Below are 19,134 nucleotides of genomic sequence, written 5' to 3' on the forward strand. Positions count from 1 at the left end.
CTGCGGCTTCTGCCCGCATCCAACCTGTCTTGCGTGGATCATTGCCAATTAAAACATCAAGGAAAGAACACGCTGAATCCGCGACACGCTTTTGCGTAAACAGTGGAGCAATCCGCTCCTTGGCTGATCGAAGCGAACGCACCCATAATTCCAGCGTCTCTTCAACAGACGCACCACCGGTCATCATATCCTGAATCATGGGTATCCATAGAGTCAGAACTCAACACAAAATGCAACTGTAGTGCTAGATCACAGCAGAAGAACATCAGTGCCTCGGCCAAACATTCGCCGATGCCCGTTCCGCGGTGCGGGAAGCCATCAACGCGTTCCAGCTCCTGCTTTTAACTGGCTTCCGCCTTCGAGAGATCCAGCGCCTGAAATGGGAGAATGTCTTTCTGGACGAAGGAATAATCAGTTTACCTGACAGCAAAAATGGCGTGCGCACCGTTCAGTTGGGCGAGAGTGCGGTGGGCCTGCTGAAGAGCATTCCCATGATCGCGGGCAATCCGTATGTCATCACAGGACGGAAGGACGGTGGTCATCTGACCGATCTGGAGAAGCCGTGGCGACGCATCCGAAAGGAAGCCGGGCTGGAGAACGCCCGCACTCACGATCTTCGTCATTCTTTTGCATCAGATGCGCTGGAACTCGTCGACGATCTGATCATGATCGGTAAACTGCGGCCCATCGCGATCTCAAGTCGCCAGCACGTCATGCCCACGTCAAGAAAGAGCCGATCCAGCGCGCGGTCAAAGGGATCGAGATAAAAATTTAATCGGCTCTTACTGCAACGCAGTTCGCACCATATGGTGCAATTGATAAAAATGCTTTCACTGGAAGATTGAATTTAACATATATGCTTCGACTACCCGCAACGTACAACAAGAAACACCGCGCCTCTATTCACAATACCATAAAGTACCCCTGAATTGCATTTATTCAGGAAAATAGAGCAAATCTTCTCTGCATTCGTGGCACTTATCAGTATTGTTCGAATTACGGAACAACGCACTCCATTCTGATATTAACAAAAAAAGTAGTAATCACCAACTGTAGCTCAAATTTCCATAAACACGTCGACCTTGTCCAATATAACAAGAATAGGTTCCACCACAGGAAGCAATATAATATTTATTCGTTAGATTTGAAATTGAAAGTTGTGCTCGCAGTCCTTTGAGAGAAGCAAATGCTTGCCCAAAATCATAATGAGCGCCAATGTCGAACAGCACGTAGGCAGGAACTTTATAACTGTTGACAGCATCTGAGTACGTAAACCCCTTATATCTTACACCGCCGTTAATTCCGAATCCTTTCAGGAAACGTGCAGGCGGTGTGTAGTCTACAAATGCTGACACCATGTTGCGTGGAATACTTTCCACATATTTTCCTTTCTCAGCTACGACACTTCCTGTGCTGCCATCGGCATAAGCCTGAGTATCGGAAAGATTACTGTCCAGATAAGTAGCCTCATCATAAGTATAAGAAGCATTAAATCTCAGGTCGTGAGTAATGTTAGCATTGGCAGAAATCTCAAACCCTTGTGAACGTGCTTTTCCGGCATCGCTGGAAAAGGAATCATGATCGGGGTCGTTAACCAGGAAATGGTTTTCATCAATCCTGAATGCTGCAGCCGAGATGAAAATATTATGGTCGGGTGACTCATATTTCATTCCAGCTTCCAATTGCCTTCCTGTCAGTGGAGGAAATAGCTTTCCTTCCCAGTCTCTCTGACCAAAGCTCTGCGGCACGAAGGAAGTCGAGTAACTGAAATAGGGAGCGAGGCCGAAATCGAACTTGTAGACAAGTCCCGCCCGCCACGTGAATGCACTCTGGGGCCTGGGAAGGTTGTGACGTCTCGTCAGGACATAATCGCCGGTCGCGCTTTCGTTCGATCCGGACTCAGTGTATCCATGATAATCAATCCAGTCCTGACGGCCACCGAGAATCACGGAGAGCCCTTTATATTTGATCTGGTCCTGGAAATAGATACCTTCCTGAAAATAGGAAGCATTACTTCCATAGACGTAATTTTGACAAGTCGTGGAGTGAATGTTGATACACGGAACATAGTTACTGTGCGGATCATAAACATTCACGAATGAGTAGCCATCAGTTCCCGGGTATCCATTATAGCCGGGCGTGTCGTCGGACGTAGTGCCGTTCTTGTCGTCATATTCCCGGAAATCGGTCCCGACGATCCAGTTATTATGTACTTTGCCAATAGAAAATTTTCCACCGACTCTCGTGTCTAACCCAATGGTCGAGGCCCGCCCTCCACCTTCATAGGCTTCTCGCCCGTAAAGGTCTGGAAGAACGATAACGCCACGTGTAAGTCTCTTTTCGAAATCTTCCGACCTTTCCCATCTCAAATTCTGACTGAAATCGATCCATTTATTGAATTTGTGCCGAAACTGATATTCAATAAATGCGTCTTTCTGACCAGAAACATTCCATCTCGGGTCTCCTAGAAAACGGCTTCTGGGAATGCGACCATTATGATTGGTGTTTAAAAGTATCTCAGGTGGCAACTGGGTCCAGTTTGTTCCGTCACCGGGTGTATACATGTAGGATCCCACGAATGCGACATTGGTTTTTTCATCAATATTCCATGAAATAGAAGGCAAAACGCCCACACGATGATAATTTACATGATTAGTCTGGGTACCCTGCGTGACACCAATAGCGGCAATACGGTATTTTACACTTCCTGATTTATTAATCTTATCGCTGACATCAACAGTGGCTTCGTACCGCCCCCAGTTTCCAAAACCAACTGTTGCATTATGTAATGGTGTTTCTGTCGGTTTTTTCAAACTCATGTTGATCATGCCACCTGGCGTGCTCTGCCCGTACAGTACGGAAGATGGCCCATTCATGACTTCTATTCGCTCAAGAAAAGCAGTTTCTCCGGCGCTGTTAGAATAGGATCGCAAGCCGTCCACAAACTGCGAGGTATTAAATCCGCGCTGCTGGATCGCACCGGGATTTTGTCCACTGGCTGGACCGTTACCAAAAGCTCCAAAAGCTTCGACACTGACGCCCGGCATGTATCGCAGAGCCTCCATGACGTTCTGAGGCTGCTGATCAATCATCTGCTGTTTCGTAATCACATGGATCGAATTCGGAATTTCAATGATTGGCGTATCTGTTTTTGATCCTGTCATGGTGCGTGTCGCAACATACCCCACACCCGGCCCGGAAGGATCCTGCTGATGGCTTATATTTCCGCCAACACGCACCGGACCAAGCATGATGGCGGACGATGTTTTTTGTATAAGAATGTTTTTTGAGCTGGTATGATGAGCGACAAGCCCGGTTCCCGCCAACAGATGTGTGAGTGCTGCATCGGGCGTCATTCCTCCCGATACTCCTCCCGATTTGATACTCCGAGCAAGGTCGCCGTTGACCGATATCTGTATACCTGCCTGACGTCCAAGACGAGTTAGCGCATCAGCCAGCGATCCTGCCGGAATGGCAAATTCCATTTCCGTTGATGCCGATGCTTGCGCGCTATAAGCAGGATTGATTATCAGCCATGATAACCCGGCCGTAGAAACTCCCAGCGCCAGTCGTTTGGCTAATCTAATTTTTTTCCAAGTTCTGTTATCGACACCCACGAACACCACACCACTACTCCAACTTCGCTCGACATCCAGAAGCAAGAATGCGGTTGCGTTGCATTCTTAATTAACTTCTCAGAGAAAGAACGATGCAAAGGGATCTTTTTTCGGTCGCGATATTCAGATTTTTTGATTTTTCTGAAAATTAATAGGAAACAACGATAATCCAAGGGGTTATGTGGTAAAGCTTCGCACCCTGCGTGTCAGCCATGGCTTTAAGAGCGCTTTCAGGAGCCGACAGGTTATAAACTCCTGTCACCTTCCCAACGCTTAGATGCCGGTTGGCGACAAAAATTCTGCCATTGTAATATGGGTTAATTCGAGTAACTGCATCACCAAAGGAACTATCTTCCAAAACAAGCTGGCCGCTGGTCGCCCATGCTCCGATATTCTCAGCATCTTCGTGACTGGCCGACACGATGCCTCGGCCTCGTCTCTCAATCCGCTGACCGTAATGGAGGTCTGTCGAAAGATGATTGTCTCCATCGACGTGCACCTCGCCCGATTTCACAGCGACAGCGGATGATTTATGAGACACTTGCACGTCAAACTCAGTGCCAATGTCGGTCACGCTGATTTTTCCTGCCGTCACCCTGAACGGGCGCTCAGGATTATGGGAGACCTTAAAGAATCCCTCTCCACGGAGAAGATGGATTTCCCGCCCACCCTCACGCCGAAAAACGACATTCATTGCACTTTTTGGGGCTAGACTAACCTCGCTCCCATCAGCCAGCTTGACTGTCATTTGCTGCGCCTTACCAGTCGAGTAGTCGGCTGTCAGTCCGTAATAATAGTCCGGAACAAGCATCAAACTCGCCAATGCAGCAGCTAATGCGATCGTAGCTCCATATGAAATCCGTTTAGAAACGCTCGTGTGACGCCAACCAGACTTGCAAGACTGCGTGCTGGATGAATATCTTTCTTTCGCGAACAGCGGCCCCATGAGATCGTAGATACCCGAGGTGGCAGCCCACGCTTCACGATGAGTTGGGTCTTCAGAAAGCCAGCGTTCAAAGTCATCTTTCAGCTTTTGATCGTCAGGACTTTCCTCAAGGGAAACCAGCCAGCGCGCGGCTTCAAGAGAGATATCTTCATATGTTTCATCGCTGCTCATACTCCACTCTCCATTAGGCGTTGCGCAGCACCCGAAATAACTTCTCTTTGCCAAAACAGACGATACAAGATTCTCTTTTTTCGGTCGAAACAGAAATTCGATGTCATTCGGGGGGAAGAACCCGGCTACGACAGTGCGCGATACCACGCGCTATGATTTCATGTGTCACAGCAATAGAGATGCCAAAATGGGCTGCAATATCCTTAAGTTTGTATTTGCCTGAACGACGCATTTCAAGAGCGATACGCGTTCGTTCCGGTAATTCATCCATAGCTTCGCTTAACAGGCGCATTTGCTCACTGGCCAGCATGTCCGCTTCGGGCGAGTTCGACGCGACCGCATTTCCCATCTCTTGCGGTGAGGCATCACAGGTGCTTTGTGCCTCCCTTCCGATTTTGCGTTTTACGTCAATCGCCAAATTGCGAACGACACGGAAAAGATAGGAGTCAGGCGAAACAATTTCGACCGTCGCGGTCACCGTCCGATTGATACGGAACCATGCTTCCTGCACGATATCATCACCATGATTCGGTGCGATCGTTTCCGCATATTTTATAAGATCATTCCGCCGCGAGATGAAAACTTGCAGGACCAGAGAAGGCGATCGCACCATTTGTTCGTTCCGTAGCGCGCCTGTCAGATAAGGATAAGAATGATTCTTAGTTACTCCAGGCGCAAAGCAGATACAAGAGCGCTCTGCGTGAATGATGGTGATATCTGTCAGTCACCTCCTCCGAAAAGCTGAAGGCGCCTATCGTTTTCGTGAAGGAAACCGAAACCAGGCGCGCCCAACATTCGCCACAAGCAAATACAGGGCGGGTGGTGGTGAACATGGTCTGGGCCTGACTGACGAGCAGGCCACCGATCAGCGCAATGCCCAGCGGCTGACGCAGTTCCATGCCGTACCCGCCCATCAGCACCAGCGGCAGCACGCCGAGGGCTGCGGCAAAGGTGGTCATAACGATAGGCCGCAGCCGCAGCAGGCAGGCCTCGCGGATAGCCTCGCGCCCCGTCATACCTCGCTCACGTTCGGCATGGATGGCGAAATCCACCAGCAGGATGGCGTTCTTCAGCGAGATGCCGGTCAGCAGCAATATGGCGATCACCGCCATGCCAGAGAACGGCAGTCCGAACAGGTCCAGCGCCATGACCGCCCCGATCCCGGCCGAGGGAATGGTGGAGAGGATGGTCAGCGGGTGCCACACGCTCTCATACAGCATGCCCAGCGTGATCCAGACGGCCAAGACAGCCGCGATGATCAGGATCTCGCTGTCATGGGTGCTTTTGCCTTGATCCCCTTCGTCACTTTGCAACTCCCCACTGATAGTCTCCGGCAGGTGTAGGCTGCGCCATTCCTGATCGATAACGAATTGCGCCTGAGACAGGCTGATACCCGGCGCCAGTTCCAGCGCCAGCGAGGCGGAACTGGCATAGCCGATATGGGTGACGGCCACCGGGTCGAGGCTGGGGGTGATGCGGGCCACGACGGACAATGGCACCAGTGTCTCTGCCCCCGTGGCCACGGCTGAACCCGTTGAGACATTGGCTCCGCCAGCCAGAGAATTGGCGATCTGGTTTCTGAATTCCGTCGCACCGGTTGAAGATGTCGTGCTGGTCGCAGATGCGGTTACCAGCCGGATCGTGTTGGACGCCGAGCTGCCCGAGGCCGAGCCGCCCGAGGGGCTGATCCAGAACTGTTTCAGAATTTCCGGATCGCGCTGGAAACGGTTTTCCACCGTCAGCACCACGTTATACTGCCCATGTGGAGTGTAGACGATCGAGGCCGTGGTCTGGCCAAGCGCATCGGACAAGGTATTGCCGATAACCTGGGGCGTGACGCCGACACGGGCGGCGGTATCACGGTCGATCGCCAGCGTGATGCCCTGCCCCGGTGGATCGATGTCCGGGTCAACATCCGCGAATTCCGGGTGATGCCGCAGGGCTTTTGCCAGCCTGCGTGTGGCCGGTCCCAGCAGTCGGTCGTCCTCCTGCGCAGAATGTAGCTGACCCCACTGCTGTTCGAACCGACCCGCATCATGATGTTACCGGGCGCCTGTGCGTGATATTCGGCGTGAATGTCTTTCCCCATCCGGGCCACCACACGCGCGGCCACTTCTGCTCCCGAGACCCGCCCGGTGGAAAGATCGCGCAGCGTTGCGAATACCATGCCATGACTGGAGCCTTCGCCGGTATCAAGATAGGCGATGACGTGGCTGACGGCAGGGTCTTCCAGCAGCACCCTGCTGAACCGCTCCAGCCGCTCTTTGGTCTGGGCAAGAGAACTGCCGCGGCCACGCGACCCGCCCGAGACAATGCCGATATCCTGACGCGGGAACACGATCTTTGGCATACGCAGGAACAGAAAGCCCGTCGCCAGCAGGGTCAGCGGCAATAGCAATACGGTCTTACCGGGATGAGTCAGGCAGACGTCCAGCGTGCGGCGATACAGGCTGCCATTGTGTTTTTCATGATCCAGACAGTATGCGGCATCAGCACGATAAGACGGGACAGCAATATCTCCTGATCCTCTGACATTACCTGTTACACACTTTGGTTTTCTTCCTTCGGCAAACCGCATGCACAGCGCCGTCAGACAGGGCGTCACCATGCAGGACAGGACCAGCGACACCGTGACAGCGATCCCCACCGTCCCGGCAAACTCCCGGAACAGCCGTCCCGTCAGACCGGAGGCCAGCCCGATCGGCAGGAACACCGCCAGCACCGAAATGGTGATGGACAGCAGCGTAAAGGCCACCTCGCTCGCCCCGGCAATGGCGGCCTCGTCGATGGAAAGCCCTCGCTCGCGCATGCGGATGATGTTCTCGATCACCACAATGGCGTCATCTACCACCAGCCCCGTCACCACCGTCAGCGCCATGAGCGAGAGGTTATCCAGCCCGAACCCCGCCAGACGCATCGGCCCGAGACTGGCGATCAGGCAGCACGGCACGATGATCGCCGCTGCAATGGAAGCGGTCCATGACCGCAGGAACACCCAGACCACGACCAGCGCCAGAATGCAGGCGGCCAGCAGCGTCACCAGCGTGTGGTGCAGGGAAGACCGGATCACGGCCGAGCCATCCCGCGCCACGGCAATATCTGCACCCGGCGGCATCAGTGTCCGCAGTTGCGGGAGACGCGCCTTCACGGCCTCGACAATACCGACCAGATTGGCTCCCGGCTGGGCGCGCACCATCAGAGTCAGCCCCGGTTTGCCGTCAAAGAAGGCAGCCGCGTTCACGTCCTGCATACTGTCAGTGACGGTCGCGACATCCCGCAGTCGGATGGGGCGTCCGTTCTTGTAGGCGATCACCAGATCCCGGTAGGCTGCGGCATGGTCCGCCTGATCGTTCACGGCCAACTGGTAACGCTGGCCCGCCATGTCGATCACGCCCTTCGGTGTATGGGCATTGGCCGAAGCAAGTGCTGCGCGCAAGTTCTCGAACCCCATGCCGTATTTGAAAAACAGCAGAGGGTTCATCTCCACCCGCACGGCGGGCGCGGAACTGCCCATGAGCGTCACATCCCCTACCCCCGGCACCTGGAGCAGCATGGGCCGCAGGGTAGTGTTCACCAGATCATACAGGCGCGGCATGGGCTGCATACCCGGTGTCACGGCAAGGATCAGCACCGGTGTCGCATTGGGGTTGGCGCGATGATAGCTCGGGTCTGACCCCGGCGTGGTTGGCAGGTCGCGCCGCGCGGCCCTTATGGCGGCTTCCACGTCCCGCGCGGCACCATTGAGGTCACGCCCCAGCTCAAACCCCAGCGAGATGGAGGTCTCGCCCCGCGTGGAGGTAGACTGCATCTGTGTCACACCGGCAATATTGCCCAGATGCCGCTCCAGCGGGGCGGCCACCGTGCGGGCCATGACCTCGGGCGAGCCGCCGGCGTTGGAGGCGGAAACCGAGATCACCGGCAGGTCGACATCAGGCAGGTCGGAAACCGGCAGATGGGGCAATGCCATCAGCCCTGACAGCACAGCAGAGAGCAGCAGCAGGAGCGTCGCCACCGGGCGATGGACAGACCAGACGATGAATTTCAAGGAAGATGTCCCGTCCCTGCGGGAGGGCTCACTTTATTAGACGATTGATGCGGGCATTTTTTCAGTGGAAAACGAAAAAAATATTCGCCTTGTTTCACCGGGCTTTCAAAGCTTACCCGGCTGACGATGTGACCGTGATGGCCGCACCCTGCACGGCCAGTCCGTGCTCAGCCGCGACCCGGCGCAGCAAGGTTGCAACTTCTGGCGCATTGCAGGCAATTTTCCGTCCGGTTCCGGCCTCCACGAAAGTAATCGCGAGCGTTGCTCTGGGCTCCGGAGCCACGCTGTAGCGCCAGAGACGGTCCCGCGTCACATCCCGACGCAGGATGCCCCGCTCCACAAAGAGATTCAGGTTACGCTGGATCGACCCCTGTGAGGGAGCATGCCCCTCTTCCATAATCCGACCGAGCGTTTTCCAGATTTCTACCGCTGTCGCCCGTGGTCCGGCTTCCAGAATGCCGTGAAACAGGATGCGCCTCAGATCGGTCATTTTGATGCCGACCTCCTCACTGCGCTCTTCCAGCCTGCGCACGGCGCTGCGGCTGGCGCCCATGCCGGGGCGGATCTGGTTCACGACTGGAGGCGAACGGCGGTGTTCGGAAAAGGTAGGCATGGTTTTGATCCTGTCACGATCAGAGATAGAGATAAGGAAACAGCGGAAMCCTCAGTTCCCACCGCCATGAATGTAGAACTCGACGGGGACCGTCAGGGTAATGGGGTCACCCGCGACACTGTCCGGCGGGATGGGCAGCGGCTGGGCACGTTTGGGTAAAGCCACCGCCTCCTGATCCAGCAGAGGATGGCCGGAAGAACTGGCGAGTGTCACCGAAAGCACATGGCCTTTGCGGTCCATAGAGAAGGTCACAGTCGGCACGCCTTCCTGATGATCGGCCATCGCGTCGGACGGATAGCGCTTGAACTTTTCAAGCTGCGCCAGCAAAGCCCCCTGCCAGGTGACCGGGTCGTGCGAGGCTTTTGAAGACGACGCACCGGGAGCCGGAGCAGCCTGTGCGGGAGCCGGTGGCGCTTCCGAGGATGGCGGCGCGGTCGTGGCCTCAGCGGGTGGCGTCTTGTCCGGGATCGGCTTTTTGAGCATCGGTACCGGCTTATGTTTCTTGACCAGTTTCTTTGGCTTTTCGGGCTTGGGCACCGGGATTGGCGGATTGGGCGCAGGTGAAGGTGGCGCCGTGATCTTTGGCGGCTCGACGGGTGCCGGATCCGGGATGGACTGGGTCTGCTGCGGTCCCGGCGGCAGATCGGTGGGCGGGGTCGGTGTGGAGATCGGCTCCGGAGCCATGTCGATGGCAATCGCAGCCGGCGGCGGTTCCGGCACGGCCATGACCGGCGGCGGCAGCCGCATGATCCACCAGACCGCCCCGCCACTGACGGCGAGCACGGCGAGGAAAGACACGCCCCAGCGGAGTGCGTCATCCCGCCGGGCCAGACGGAGCTGCCCCCTCTGCCAGTCGGAGAAGGACGACGAAGCCATATCCTGCGATACGCCAGCAGGCTGTGTCGTACTCGCCATGTCCGCCGTGCCGCTCACGGTGTCGCTCCGGACGCAGGCGCGGCGGGAGCAGTCGGTAACGCGGAAGACGCGCCGCCACCTGCGGGAAGCGGTGCTGTTCCGGCTTCGCTGCCTTCTTCCTGCCCCTGCAGATTGACCAGAGCGATCTTGAGATAGCCAGCAGACCGCAGCTTATCCATGACACCCATCAGTGTGCCGTAATCGACCGTCTTATCGGCGCGCAGGAAGATGCGTTCGTCCTTCTTGCCTTTTGTCGCCGTTTCCAGCGCGCCGGGAAGCGCATCGGTGCTGATATCATCCTCGCCCAGCGCCAGACCGTGATCGGCCTTCACCGTCAGAAACACCGGATCATCCGGGCGCGGCGTCGGCTTTTCGGTCGAGGACGGCAGGTCCACTGGCACGTTCACCGTGGTCAATGGCGCGGTGACCATGAAGATCACCAGCAGGACCAGCATCACGTCGATGAACGGTGTAACGTTGATCTCGCTCGCCTCATGCGGGCTTTCATCGGTATGACGGATGCGGATCATGGCGGATTACTCCCCGGCAACCGAACGGCTGTCACGGGAGGCATCAAACCGCACCACCTGTCCGCTGGCCGTCAGCGCCTGCATGCGCCCGAGATCACGCGAGACAAGACGCATGACCAGTGATGTCAGATCAGCCACCTGCGCCCGACAGGAAGCCGTCTGGCGGGCGAGATGATTGTAGATCACCACGGCCGGAATGGCCGCCACCAGACCAAGCGCCGTCGCCAGCAGGGCCTCGGCAATGCCGGGCGCGACTACGGCGAGGCTGGTCGCCTTGCTGGCCGCGATGCCGGTAAAGGACGTCATGATTCCCCAGACGGTCCCGAATAGGCCAATGAAGGGGGACGTTGCGCCAATGGTCGCCAGCACGCCGGTGCCACGCATCAGCCTGCGGCCTTCGGCAGCTTCCAGCCGTTCAAGATGCAGGACAACACGCTCCTTCAGGCCCTCGCTATCATCAGGGATATCCTGAGAGCGTTTGCGCTCCGTCTCGGCGGCCATGACCAGTGTGTGAGCGATGGAAGACGTACCGCGCGTCCACTCTTCCCCCAGATCCAGTGTGTTGGCCTCTTCCAGTGCTTTCTCTGCTTTTGTCAGCTTTACCCGCACGCGCAACAATTCGACCGACTTCGCGATGAAGATGGTCCAGGTTAGCAAAGAGGCCACGGCCAGCAGGATCATCACACAGCGGACGACCGGACCGGCGTTGAGGAACATCTCCCATGGAGAAAAGGAAATAGGCGCAAGATCGGTCATGAGAGATCTCCTTTGGAAGACGGTCGGCTCCATGCCCGGATCAGGCAGACGACAGTCACAATGAGGGGAATGGAAAGGGCCGACCACGACAGGGCCAGCCAGATACCGTGCTGGCCCAGCAGAGCAGAGAGCAGGCCGAAGGTGGTCAGCAGACCCAATGCGATCGGCCACGGCCAGACAGCAACCGGAGCACGCGACGGAGATGCTGCAAAGGATGATTGGGACGTTTCGGGTCGCAAGGCGTTCATCGTGCGCCCTCCCCTGTCAGGGCAGAAACAGGCGCACCTTCCGCATCATCCAGATCATATCCCAGAGCCCGTAGCCGGGCGTCAGTGGCGATCTTCCGTTTGCCAGCCCACAGCACCAGACCGCTGACCAGCACACCAATCACAACAACATCGAGCAACGCCCAGAGGATTTTCAAAGGCATGCCACCGTAATCACCAAAATGCAGCGGGCGGGAGATTTCGAGGAAGCGCAGATACCAGGGCATGGGATAGGCTCCGGTCAGCTCGCCCGTGCGGGCATCGACCAGAACCGGCGTGAACAGCCGCGCCCGCAACGGTGTCGCGCCTCGTGTCCAGAGCACGTAATGCACCGGGCTGCCGAAAGACGCTCCGGGGAAGGACAGGCCGGTCACCTCGTTACCGGGCGCGGCTTTGGCCGCCGTGTCGAACGCGGCCTGCACGGAGGACAGATGATCCTGCGACGGCACCGGCAGGTTGGCGTAAGGTTTCAGGATCTGCCTTACGTCGGTCACACGCCACAGGCCGAACAGCGGCGTCTGGAGTTCGTTGACCAGCCCCGTAAAGCCCACCACCGTCGCCCAGACCAGTGTGGCGGCCCCCAGCAGGTTGTGCAGGTCCAGCCATGTCAGGCGAGAAGCCCGATCCCGGCGAACCGAGCCGAACGGCAACCGCTTCATGAAGCGGCCATACAGCACCGTGCCGGACACAAGGGATGCGACAAAGACGCCGCCCATGAGGCCGAGAAACAGGCGACCGGGCAGATACGCGAACAAACTGGTATGCAGGCGATTGCAGATGCCCATAATGATGCCGGTCCAGGTGCGCGGCTCTTTAGGCGCATCCGCCGGACGAGACTGTTCCAGAACCTTGGCCGTGCGGGCATCGAACTTGATCCAGTGACCGGAATTGCGGTCCGGATAATTCTCGTCGTCCTTCAGGGCCTGCCAGCTTGGCGCCATCGAGACGAGAACAGCGGGTTCGTCATCATCTGGTGAAACATTGGTGATGATCTGGCCGGGGTAAAGCGCCCTCGCCTTCTCCACGATGACGTCCAGACTAGCGTTCGGCGTGCCAGGCGGGAGAACCTCATACGGCGGGTCATCATCGCCGACGAACGTGTCCCAGATCTGCTCAGAGAACAGCAGCGGCAGGCCAGTCACGCACACGATCAGCAGGAACAGCGTGCAGACCAGGCTCGTCCACTTATGAACCATGAACCAGCGGCGAAGTGTGCGGGTGCTCATGAAAACCGTACGCTCACAAATGCGTGTAAGAGTGAGTCGCAATTGATGAAACGATAAACGCCCACATGACCTCCTTCCCGGAAAACCCGCTTTCTGTCGGCAACAGCAAGACACAGCGTCCTGCTCTTCCGCCAGAAAGCGTGCCCTTATTTACTAAGACGATCGGGGAAGGAATTTTCAGTAAGAAAAACTCAAAAAAATCGACATGCCACTTATGCGCATCTGAACTGGCAGGAGAACAGCTTTCCCGTGACAGCCCTCGTAACTTGCACAAGATCATCCCACGAGTTTGACATAGGTCGCCCCACGGATCTTGCAGGGAACAACCCACGTTTCTTGCAGGGATTTGCCCCATAGAAATTGCAGTGAAGCTGCCCCTCGACTTTGGCATGGGGACGAGGGGTAAAATGCTGAATTTAAAGGGGAAAAGCTATTGTAATTCGGGGTGAGGAAATTTCACCAACTATACGAGAAATTCCCGTAAATACGCTGCGCTTGCCCATAATAACATCTACCTCCAGCCATCCCAGAGCTACATGAGGTAACGTAGCGCGTGTTCGCCAAGTTCGAAATTGCCAACTGAGCACGCAAACCCTTCAACATTGGGGACGCGTTTTCGAAATCATAATGAGCTCCCACATCGAAAAGTAAATAGTCTGGCACTTTGTAGCTATTAGCATTATCGGCATATGTCGATCCGATATAACGAATGCCGAAATTTACACCAAGACCATGAAATATCTGTCTTGGAAGCGTGTAGTCAACGAACATATTCACCATGTTCCGCGGAAGACCAGCTATATACTTCCCCTGCTCACTGATAGTTCCAAGATTAGTTCCATCCATATCGCGAAGTGTTACTTGATTATTGCTCTTTGTGGCACGTGTTTCATTAAATGAATAAGACGCAGTTAAACGGATATCTTTCGTAACATTGGCATGGGCTGATAATTCGACGCCTTTGGACGTAACAGTGCCTGCATCCGCATTATAACCGGGATGTTCAGTGTCTGTAATCTGATAGTGGTTTTCCTTGATATCGTAAGCAGCGGCCGTCAGTAAAATATTTGTATTGGGAACGAGATATTTTAATCCGACCTCAAACTGCTTCCCAGTGAGCGGCTTAGCCGCTTCGCCGCCGTACTGGAATGAACCCGTTTGTGGAATAAAAGAGGTCGAATAACTAAAATAAGGCGTGAGGCCAAAATCGAAATTATATGTTAGTCCCGCACGCCAAGTGAATTTTGATGCCGAAGGATTTTGCTTGTAATCTACATAAGGATTAGTAATAACTCCGTGACCAGCGGATTCAAAATTGTCCGCTGTTGTTCCAACCGCAGTATAATTATACCAATCTTGACGTCCTCCTAAAAGTATTGATAGCCGCTTCCATTTAATCTGGTCCTGAAAATATATTCCACTTTGATATTGGTTTTCTTTAAAACCATCCCATTCGATATTATCTGGACTATTCAAACTAAAATCGGGATAGACCTGATAATACACAGGATCCCAAATATTGACAGAGGCCGTGCCGTTCGTATCATATGCAATATCCTGCGTCAGATGCACACGCCTAAAATCCATTCCTGCCACAAGAGTTTGCTGTACGGCTCCCGTCTTAAGATGTCCGACCAGCCTACTATCCAGAGCCACTGTGGCATTCGAACTAGCCTGATGCATCGCCCTACGGTTGATTGTTTGATCTTCATGGAGAGAACCAAACAAATAGGCCTGTTTCATATTTGTTGACGAATCTTCATACCGAAACGTTTGCTGAAATTCGAGAAATTTATTAAACTTGTGCTGAAATTGATATTCGAATGACGCCGTCCTCTGTCCATTTTCATTTAAAGACGGATCTCCCAGAAAGCGTGACCGTGGAAGGTAACCATATTTACCCGGGACCAGAGTGCCTACGCCCGGATAACCGCTTCCTTGTGCTTCCGCGGGTGCATACAGATATTGGCCGATGAGCGTCAAGCTAGTCTTCTCATCAATGTCCCATTTAATTGACGGGAGAACCCCTACTCGCTTGTAATGAAGGTAATCAGTTTGACTCCCTTGCGTTACACCTATTCCTGCAATTCTATATTTAAGATTCCCCGACTTCGTGATTTTATCGCCGACGTCGAAAGTCGCTTCATAACGTCCCCAGTTACCGAAACCAACACTTACATTCCGTATTGGAGTTTCACCGGGCTGTTTTAGTTGAGTGGCGATCAATCCCCCGGGTCCTACCTGTCCATAAAGAACTGACGCTGGGCCCATAAGAGTTTCCACACGCTCGACAAAGGCGGTTTCGCCCGCTACCGAAGAGCGTGACATCAGACCGTCAACGTATTGCGTGGCAGCGAAGCCTCACATCATGATCGATCCGGTACCGTTAGCATTGCCGCCTGCTGCAGAGCCAATACTGGAAGTCCCCAATTGTTCGGCATATACGCCCGGCATGTAACGCAGAACTTCTGCAACAGTTTGAGCCTGCTGATCCAGGATTTGCTGCTTGGTTATGACGTAAACCGAATTAGGGATCTCTGTAATGGGGGTGTCTGTTTTTGTTCCAGCGTCTGTGTATGTCGCGACATAACCGACTCCGGGTCCAATCGCAGCTTCATGCGTATTAAGATTGCCGCCGACACGGACCGGGCCAAGCGTGATATTGGCGGACGCTGGAACGAGCGAGATTTTATTACCAGTTCTCGAAAAACTATAGCCGCTTCCAGACAACATACGGAACAGAGCCTGATCCGCCGTCATCGTTCCCGAGACGGCATTGGCATGCAGTCCCTTCACTTTATCCATATCATAGAAAATCTGGAGATGAGCGGTCTGACTGAGTGTCAGAAGGGCGTGGTTAAGTTCACCAGCCGGGATATTCACCGATATGGTCTGCACTGACGCCGGAGCGACCGTCCCCTGCGCCAGTGCAGGAGATGGACAAAGCTCAACGGCGCACCAGGTCAAGGCGCTCCCTGCCATTAGCTGACGAATCAATACGCCACATCTGGTCCGATTTGTTGTCCTGCGCGGTACATCCCCACGTTCCATCATCGCCTCATTTCATCCATCGCCACGGCACTCTCAAAACGAGAATGCCTTGCATTTGCGTCAATGAGTAAGACGCCTGAGGCTTCAGGACTCAGTAAGGAATTCTGCGCGACAGATGCAGATTTTTTTATTTTTGTTTCTGCATCAAGGAATTAGAGGGCGCATTTCTGCGCGGACGAGCAGTAAGGATAACCGCCCCTCAATAAATGATCGTCGCAAGACCGGCGACCGAGACAGATCGCAGGGCGAGCTGCCGGGTAATCGAGGATACCGCACCGTCAATATCGGAACAGGAGAAGACGCCACTCACCCGGCGATCTCTGAGACGTGCGCCCATCAGCATGATGCGCCCCCGCCGATAACGGTTCAGACGCGCGATCACCTCCGAGAGCGGCTCATTGTCGAATACAAGCTGTCCGCTGCGCCAGGCTGTCATGGCGTCCACCGGAGCGGCCTGCGGCGTGTCCAGTGCGCCATCACGGCCATATCGGACGCTTTGCCCCTCCGCGACGACAACCGAATGTGTCAGGCCATCAGGGGTTCGCGTTACGACCCTGACGCTATGCTCGGTCACAGTCGTGCGCACCCTATCAGGATCACGTTCGACCATAAACTGGGTACCAAGAGCGGTCGAAGTGCCATGCCTCGCTTCGACGACAAAAGGCCGATGCTCCGTAGCGCCCAATGGTGCCACCTTGAACCAAGCATCGCCATCGATCAGCACGATCCGTCGCTCGGCTGTCCCATAGTGAATCGCAAGCGCGGTATGACTGTCGAGTTGCGCGGTGCTCCCGTCCGGCAGGGAAACTGTACGTATTTCGCCGGTCGTGGTCGTATAATCGGCACGCCAGCGGTCAAGATTCAGCCAACCGCCATCGCCCTGCATGACCAGAACAGCAATGCAGACCACGCCCAACGTCACACCTGTTCCGATCTGACGACGACGTGTCACCCGTTTCTGTCTGGTGCCAACATCAAGATCAGACCATAGGGACGACGCACGGCGAAAAGCCTCCTCATGGTCCGAGGATGCGGCGCGCCATGTGGCGAAGGCGCGCTGTTCCTCGATCGTCAGAGGCGTTCCGCCCTGCCGGATCACCCAGGCAGCGGCCTCTTCGTCAATCCGGTCCTGCCGGTCGTCGACGGATTCAGTCATGGGTACTGCCCTGAAGACAAAACGGGGTCATACCGAATAAGATGTCCTGACATACTCAGGACCGTAAAAAAATCTGCATGACGTCAGCGCGGCAGACGACGCAGGAGATGCTGGAGCGCTGCGGCCAGATGCTTCTGGACGGAACTTTCCGAGATATCGAGTTTGGTTGCTGTCTGCTGATAACTCAGACCGGTCACACGGTTGAGCACGAAAATCCGCCGTGTAAGTGGGGGCAGTTCCTCCAGCTGCGCGGCAAGCTGCCGTATCCGTTGCCGGGCCGCCGCCACCTGATCAGGCCAGGCCTGATCGTCAGCAATATCGGCGATTTCCTCGTGCGTGACGGCAGTCGTACGACGACGCTGCGTCGCGCGAATATGGTCTACGGTCAGGTTATGGGCGGTGCTGAAGAGAAAGGCACGACAGGCTCCTGCGGGGAGAGCATCGCCGTGCTCGACAAACCGCAGAAATGTCTCCTGCACGAAATCAGCCGCGAGATCACGGTCGCGCAACCGCTTACCGACATAGTCGGTAAGTTCGCGCCGATGACGCGAAAACAGCCCGCTGATCCGCCCCTTGCTCACGACCAAGATTACCTGAGAAATATTGCACGTCGGCTTTGCTTAACACAGATGATAATAGTTCTCAATATCGTATATTCTTTTGTTGCTGAATCCACTTCATGCAAGCGTCTTCTTTCTTAGCAGGACATTCATATCCGCTACAGGAGATTGGCATGCATCGTCCCCTCTCGATCTATAGGAACGGCTGGTTGTCCGTGTGATTGCGCCAGAAGGCATCTTTCGTGGGGCAAGGCGCATGCTGGGCAAAAAACAGTCTGCTCTCAGCAGATCACTGCGGTTACTGGATAAGCGGTTATTCTTCGCCTGCTCGAACCGGGTCTAATACAACGACGCCTCGTCGTGAGCAATCGCGCCGATCTTGATGGGGCAATGGCGGCCGTTCCGGTGCCTATCTGGCTTATCTGAGCAACCCGTCGAACGGATAATACAGTTTGAGATGCTCTGCTCTGAGAGAATGTGATTGATTTTATGGATTTGCTGGGGATGGGTTCGATAGCGTGGCTTATGAGTGATTGAGCGCAACGCAAAAACCCGCATGAAGGAGGCAGGATGATGGTAGTAATTTATAGATAGTAGGATTTTGGTTACTGAACACACAATCAAAGAAAACTTCTGCCAGAACAGTTAAATGACTGAAATAATAAAAATATTTTTCTCTATTTTCGTTTAACTCTTTATCATCCTTACTCTGAAACAACCGAATGCCCCTGCCCTACGGATAGTCTATTACTATATAGAGACAATGGATCGCTTTTCCCGCAATCCAGAAATTACCAAAAAAGATTGAGTGCAAATCCTTGGTTCGAGCTTCAGGAAAAAACTGAATGTAGCTGGTTCGTCTTCCTCCCGCAGCCTGCCGAACCAGAATATCGCATGCCACGAGATCATTTATACCTAGCATGACTGTACCCGCCTCGCATTATTCCGACAGTTATGGGGGGAAGCGGAGAGACGGGTTTTGGGCGAAACAAAATAGTAGACGATGAGTGCCTCATATTTATGCTCGCCGCCACTAGCACTACAGTTGCATTTTGTGTTGAGTTCTGACTCTATGGATACCCATGATTCAGGATATGATGACCGGTGGTGCGTCTGTTGAAGAGACGCTGGAATTATGGGTGCGTTCGCTTCGATCAGCCAAGGAGCGGATTGCTCCACTGTTTACGCAAAAGCGTGTCGCGGATTCAGCGTGTTCTTTCCTTGATGTTTTAATTGGCAATGATCCACGCAAGACAGGTTGGATGCGGGCAGAAGCCGCAGG

General features: G+C 54.7%; 15 protein-coding genes and 3 pseudogenes. 2 read left to right on the forward strand and 16 right to left on the reverse strand.

Going from position 1 to position 19,134, the window contains the following annotated elements; translation table 11 throughout:
* Positions 1-199, reverse strand: a pseudogene (locus KP699_RS14380) (IS701 family transposase); the annotation flags it as partial.
* 106 nt (positions 200-305) lie between these two features.
* On the opposite strand from KP699_RS14380, the gene KP699_RS14385 reads away from it, so the two are divergent.
* Positions 306-767 carry a site-specific integrase gene (locus KP699_RS14385; protein WP_308164930.1) on the forward strand — a complete coding sequence of 154 codons (462 nt, stop codon included), beginning with the start codon at positions 306-308 and terminating at the stop codon, positions 765-767.
* Positions 768-1,043: 276 nt separating this feature from the next.
* Here KP699_RS14385 and KP699_RS14390 read toward each other — a convergent pair whose 3' ends face one another.
* From KP699_RS14390 to KP699_RS14450, 15 genes and pseudogenes are all read right to left on the reverse strand, one after another.
* On the reverse strand, positions 1,044-3,662 hold the full coding sequence (locus KP699_RS14390; protein ID WP_215763107.1) for a TonB-dependent siderophore receptor: 2,619 nt from the start codon (positions 3,660-3,662) through the stop codon (positions 1,044-1,046).
* Between the two features lie 103 nt (positions 3,663-3,765).
* Complete coding sequence (locus KP699_RS14395; protein WP_215763108.1) at positions 3,766-4,734, reverse strand: FecR domain-containing protein; 969 nt, start codon at positions 4,732-4,734, stop codon at positions 3,766-3,768.
* A gap of 103 nt (positions 4,735-4,837) precedes the next feature.
* Positions 4,838-5,347 carry a sigma-70 family RNA polymerase sigma factor gene (locus KP699_RS14400; protein WP_215763109.1) on the reverse strand — a complete coding sequence of 170 codons (510 nt, stop codon included), beginning with the start codon at positions 5,345-5,347 and terminating at the stop codon, positions 4,838-4,840.
* A gap of 46 nt (positions 5,348-5,393) precedes the next feature.
* Complete coding sequence (locus KP699_RS16700) at positions 5,394-6,710, reverse strand: efflux RND transporter permease subunit (RefSeq protein WP_308164931.1); 1,317 nt, start codon at positions 6,708-6,710, stop codon at positions 5,394-5,396.
* A gap of 44 nt (positions 6,711-6,754) precedes the next feature.
* A pseudogene (locus tag KP699_RS16705) lies at positions 6,755-8,779 on the reverse strand (efflux RND transporter permease subunit); the annotation flags it as partial.
* A gap of 112 nt (positions 8,780-8,891) precedes the next feature.
* Positions 8,892-9,392 carry a Fur family transcriptional regulator gene (locus KP699_RS14410; protein WP_215763110.1) on the reverse strand — a complete coding sequence of 167 codons (501 nt, stop codon included), beginning with the start codon at positions 9,390-9,392 and terminating at the stop codon, positions 8,892-8,894.
* A 51-nt stretch (positions 9,393-9,443) separates the two neighbouring features.
* Complete coding sequence (locus tag KP699_RS14415) at positions 9,444-10,325, reverse strand: energy transducer TonB (RefSeq protein WP_215763111.1); 882 nt, start codon at positions 10,323-10,325, stop codon at positions 9,444-9,446.
* Positions 10,322-10,837: a TonB system transport protein ExbD gene (exbD, locus tag KP699_RS14420; protein ID WP_252347102.1), complete on the reverse strand. Its 516-nt coding sequence runs from the start codon at positions 10,835-10,837 to the stop codon at positions 10,322-10,324. The genes KP699_RS14415 and exbD overlap by 4 nt, the downstream gene beginning before the upstream one ends.
* A 6-nt stretch (positions 10,838-10,843) precedes the next feature.
* On the reverse strand, positions 10,844-11,593 hold the full coding sequence (gene exbB / locus KP699_RS14425; RefSeq protein ID WP_212361551.1) for a tonB-system energizer ExbB: 750 nt from the start codon (positions 11,591-11,593) through the stop codon (positions 10,844-10,846).
* The gene (locus tag KP699_RS14430; protein ID WP_215763112.1) at positions 11,590-11,841 is read right to left on the reverse strand and encodes a hypothetical protein; all 252 of its coding nucleotides are present in this window, start codon (positions 11,839-11,841) and stop codon (positions 11,590-11,592) included. Before KP699_RS14430 ends, exbB begins: the two co-directional genes overlap by 4 nt.
* Positions 11,838-13,085 carry a PepSY domain-containing protein gene (locus KP699_RS14435; RefSeq protein ID WP_215763113.1) on the reverse strand — a complete coding sequence of 416 codons (1,248 nt, stop codon included), beginning with the start codon at positions 13,083-13,085 and terminating at the stop codon, positions 11,838-11,840. Before KP699_RS14435 ends, KP699_RS14430 begins: the two co-directional genes overlap by 4 nt.
* Before the next feature lie 456 nt (positions 13,086-13,541).
* Entirely contained in the window at positions 13,542-15,413 is a 1,872-nt protein-coding gene (locus tag KP699_RS14440; protein ID WP_252347103.1) for a TonB-dependent siderophore receptor, read from the reverse strand.
* A 33-nt stretch (positions 15,414-15,446) separates the two neighbouring features.
* Positions 15,447-16,082 carry a secretin and TonB N-terminal domain-containing protein gene (locus KP699_RS16515; RefSeq protein ID WP_252347104.1) on the reverse strand — a complete coding sequence of 212 codons (636 nt, stop codon included), beginning with the start codon at positions 16,080-16,082 and terminating at the stop codon, positions 15,447-15,449.
* A 253-nt stretch (positions 16,083-16,335) separates the two neighbouring features.
* Positions 16,336-17,292, reverse strand: a complete 957-nt coding sequence (locus KP699_RS14445; RefSeq protein WP_215763114.1) for a FecR family protein — start codon at positions 17,290-17,292, stop codon at positions 16,336-16,338.
* An 83-nt stretch (positions 17,293-17,375) separates the two neighbouring features.
* Positions 17,376-17,873: an RNA polymerase sigma factor gene (locus KP699_RS14450; protein ID WP_215763115.1), complete on the reverse strand. Its 498-nt coding sequence runs from the start codon at positions 17,871-17,873 to the stop codon at positions 17,376-17,378.
* 1,061 nt (positions 17,874-18,934) lie between these two features.
* On the opposite strand from KP699_RS14450, the pseudogene KP699_RS14455 reads away from it, so the two are divergent.
* Positions 18,935-19,134: pseudogene (locus KP699_RS14455) on the forward strand (IS701 family transposase); the annotation flags it as partial.

It is taken from the genome of Acetobacter sp. P1H12_c (genome assembly GCF_018811975.1).
Classification (GTDB): Bacteria; Pseudomonadota; Alphaproteobacteria; order Acetobacterales; family Acetobacteraceae; genus Acetobacter; species Acetobacter persici.

What these genes read in the sequence shown, in the direction of transcription:
- KP699_RS14410 (WP_215763110.1), bottom strand. Translation starts at nt 9,392, where the DNA reads ATGCCTACCTTTTCCGAACACCGCCGTTCGCCTCCAGTCGTGAACCAG.
- KP699_RS14430 (WP_215763112.1), bottom strand. Translation starts at nt 11,841, where the DNA reads ATGAACGCCTTGCGACCCGAAACGTCCCAATCATCCTTTGCAGCATCT.
- KP699_RS14440 (WP_252347103.1), bottom strand. Translation starts at nt 15,413, where the DNA reads ATGTCACGCTCTTCGGTAGCGGGCGAAACCGCCTTTGTCGAGCGTGTG.
- KP699_RS14435 (WP_215763113.1), bottom strand. Translation starts at nt 13,085, where the DNA reads ATGAGCACCCGCACACTTCGCCGCTGGTTCATGGTTCATAAGTGGACG.
- exbD (WP_252347102.1), bottom strand. Translation starts at nt 10,837, where the DNA reads ATGATCCGCATCCGTCATACCGATGAAAGCCCGCATGAGGCGAGCGAG.
- exbB (WP_212361551.1), bottom strand. Translation starts at nt 11,593, where the DNA reads ATGACCGATCTTGCGCCTATTTCCTTTTCTCCATGGGAGATGTTCCTC.
- KP699_RS14395 (WP_215763108.1), bottom strand. Translation starts at nt 4,734, where the DNA reads ATGAGCAGCGATGAAACATATGAAGATATCTCTCTTGAAGCCGCGCGC.
- KP699_RS14445 (WP_215763114.1), bottom strand. Translation starts at nt 17,292, where the DNA reads ATGACTGAATCCGTCGACGACCGGCAGGACCGGATTGACGAAGAGGCC.
- KP699_RS14400 (WP_215763109.1), bottom strand. Translation starts at nt 5,347, where the DNA reads ATGGTGCGATCGCCTTCTCTGGTCCTGCAAGTTTTCATCTCGCGGCGG.